We start from the raw sequence: 2,667 nt of genomic DNA, 5'->3' as shown, positions 1-2,667 counted from the left end.
AACACAATCGAGATTGTGGACTCACTCCCCAATTTATCAGGGAAACGCTCCGCATTCCTCTGATAAATTGGCCGCTTCGCTGGTGAGCCCTTCGGGAATTCGCTAACGCTCACAGGCTTTCTAAGGGCAAAAGCGCTTTGCAGGGTTGAATTAGTTACATATTCAAGTTGATTTTGTAACTTAATCAAGTCATACTTCCTATATGAATTAGTTACAGAATCAAGACGGGGTAGGTTTATTATGTCCGATACATCAAAAAATCATGGTGGCGCACGTACTGGCGCAGGTAGAAAAACGAAATACGAAAAAACCGTAGTAATGCGAGTTCCTGAAAAATACCGTGACGCGATCCAGCACATGATCGCCCACCTCGACGAAAGCGCCTACATAGATAAAAACTACCCCAAAGGCGCGGAATCCACCCCCCTTTTTATCCGCTCTCTGGATGACAATGCTCAGAACGTAACGATTGCAGTAAAGCCCGTCTTGAAAGCGTAACAGATTCAAATCTATTAAATCGTGCTCGGCACCGTAGAGGGCAATTTATTGCCCTCGGAGCGTGGCGAGCCAACAAGCGCAGCGCGTTAGTTTTAATCACTCGTGAGACTGTGGAGTCTCATAGCTGGTGAGACTCTGATATCTCAATCTTGATATTGTAACAAAATCATCTTTTTTTCTCCTCAAAATACCCCCCGATAAGATCTAAGAAGGAGATCTCTTGAAACCCGCTAAAAATGCGGGGGTCATTTTCAGATCGTGTAAGAGGGTCTATCAGGATCCGTAAAGCGGTCTATCAAAAAAACACTTGAAACTGATAGACCAAGCCTCTAGAATCGAACGGACTCTATCAAAAAGGACGGCATTTATGACTGACGGACGATATAAAACTAATCCATTTTTAAACGACATGATTATCCCCGTTAGAGGTCGTCAGGTCAGACTTTCACCATTGGGCGGAGACAATAACGTCCTAGTCGATCAGTCAACTGGAGAGGTTCACGGCACCCATGTGACCACATACAAACGCGTTGATGGGGAGCAATTTGTAAAGCTTTTTACCGCCAATATAGCTCTGACATTTGACCTGTCAGCGCAGGGAGTTAAGGCTCTCAGCGTTCTAATATGGGCCATTCAACATAGGGCTATGGCCAAAGATGAAATTTACCTAGATACGCACACTAGAGAGGATTTTATAGAGGCTCACGAGGCGAAAGATAAGCCATTGAGGCTCAGCCAGCCCACATTTGCCAGAGGGTTAGCAGAGCTGACCAAAGCCCAAATCGTTGCGAAAACAGTGCGGCAGGGGGTGTATTGGATAAACCCAAATTTTATATTCAATGGCGATCGGATCGCATTCACGACTCTGATAGAGCGAAAATCAGAAAACGAAGAGGCACAGCAAGAATTACCATTAGAAAACTAACGCCATGCCCTCTAAATCGCTCTGTGTTGAGTTTTATGGCCTTGGTCTATACGTCGATGTAGCCTTGGCCTCTAAATCGCTTATACGGCGTTTTAGAGCCTCTAATCCATCTCTGTTTGCCAGCCTCAATTCCTCAGCCTGTTTTATCAAAGATGAATTTTCGTCAAATAACTTTTCATTAAATGATGATAAAACTTTGTTTTCATTGGTTAATTTAGCCAGTTCATCTTGTTGTTCACCTATAGCCCTGGCTAAACTCGCATACTTCGCTCTGGCCTCGGGTTCCTTGCCATACCACTCAGCTAACGATTGATGCCGTGCCGGTGATTTTTTCCGTCCACGCTCCAACCCGTACCGCGCCCCCACCCTATCGGCAAATTCGGTTTGCAGCTCCGACAATCGATTTTTATGCCCTCCAAGCACGGCTCGGCTATTCAGCCGCCCCTTGTCATCAATTGGGATGAAAATGGCCTGTAGGTGTGGCGTTGTCTCATCACAGTGGATCACAGCGCTAACCAGACGATCCTTGCCACCATGAATTTTACATAGCCAGTTCAGGGAGTCGGAAAAATATTGTTTTAGCTGTTCCTTGCCCATGTTGTTAATCACATCAGGCGAGCCAGTAACAACGGCCTCATGGGCAAAGATCGCGTTCTTTCTGGGCGTCTGTTCCCCCAACCGTTCACCGTAAATCATCAGGCATTTGTCAATGGTGTCCATCCCCCGATGGATCTTATTTAAATGCCCCTTAGCTGGGTTTGCATTAGGGGTATTCTGAACTCTCAGGTTATGCGCCAATGCTCCCCGTAAAGCACGCATAGATTTAATCTTGCTGAATCTTAAAATCGCAGCCTCTGTCATGGTGTTAACCTCACATCTTTTTTGTTTCTTTTCAAGTGGATAGTTTGTTTTTCTCAGTTGAATTTAGCACAAAGAGCGTCCGAAATGAGGATAGGCATGCGAAAAATGAGGATGCACAATTTGCTTTTGCTCCTAACACAATCGAGATTGTGGACTCACTCCCCAATTTATCAGGGAAACGCTCCGCATTCCTCTGATAAATTGGCCGCTTCGCTGGTGAGCCCTTCGGGAATTCGCTAACGCTCACAGGCTTTCTAAGGGCAAAAGCGCTTTGCAGGGTTGAATTAGTTACATATTCAAGTTGATTTTGTAACTTAATCAAGTCATACTTCCTATATGAATTAGTTACAGAATCAAGACGGGGTAGGTTTATTATGTCCGAT

The 2,667-nt window shown here is 45.1% G+C and carries 4 protein-coding genes; 2 read left to right on the top strand and 2 right to left on the bottom strand.

Annotation, left to right across the window (positions count from 1 at the left end; translation table 11 throughout):
- Window positions 1-188 (bottom strand): hypothetical protein (locus L5M10_RS23555; RefSeq protein WP_263256069.1); only part of this gene is annotated, 188 nt, incomplete at its 3' end.
- 52 nt (window positions 189-240) lie between these two features.
- Here L5M10_RS23555 and L5M10_RS23550 point away from each other — a divergent pair.
- Both L5M10_RS23550 and L5M10_RS23545 read left to right on the top strand, forming a co-directional pair.
- Window positions 241-498: a hypothetical protein gene (locus L5M10_RS23550; protein WP_263256067.1), complete on the top strand. Its 258-nt coding sequence runs from the start codon at window positions 241-243 to the stop codon at window positions 496-498.
- Between the two features lie 367 nt (window positions 499-865).
- Entirely contained in the window at window positions 866-1,423 is a 558-nt protein-coding gene (locus tag L5M10_RS23545) for a replication/maintenance protein RepL (protein ID WP_263256066.1), read from the top strand.
- A gap of 33 nt (window positions 1,424-1,456) precedes the next feature.
- Here the strand turns inward: L5M10_RS23545 and mobV are convergent, their stop codons facing one another.
- Window positions 1,457-2,284 (bottom strand): MobV family relaxase, encoded by an 828-nt coding sequence (gene mobV, locus L5M10_RS23540; RefSeq protein WP_263256064.1) that lies wholly within the window; start codon window positions 2,282-2,284, stop codon window positions 1,457-1,459.
- Between the last annotated feature and the right edge of the window lie 383 nt (window positions 2,285-2,667).

It is taken from the genome of Shewanella sp. SM32 (genome assembly GCF_025654235.1).
Classification (GTDB): Bacteria; Pseudomonadota; Gammaproteobacteria; order Enterobacterales; family Shewanellaceae; genus Shewanella; species Shewanella oncorhynchi.
Note: the sequence above shows the minus strand (reverse complement) of the source record. Positions and strands in the feature narration are given on the sequence as shown.

What these genes read in the sequence shown, in the direction of transcription:
- L5M10_RS23545 (WP_263256066.1), top strand. Translation starts at nt 866, where the DNA reads ATGACTGACGGACGATATAAAACTAATCCATTTTTAAACGACATGATT.
- L5M10_RS23550 (WP_263256067.1), top strand. Translation starts at nt 241, where the DNA reads ATGTCCGATACATCAAAAAATCATGGTGGCGCACGTACTGGCGCAGGT.
- mobV (WP_263256064.1), bottom strand. Translation starts at nt 2,284, where the DNA reads ATGACAGAGGCTGCGATTTTAAGATTCAGCAAGATTAAATCTATGCGT.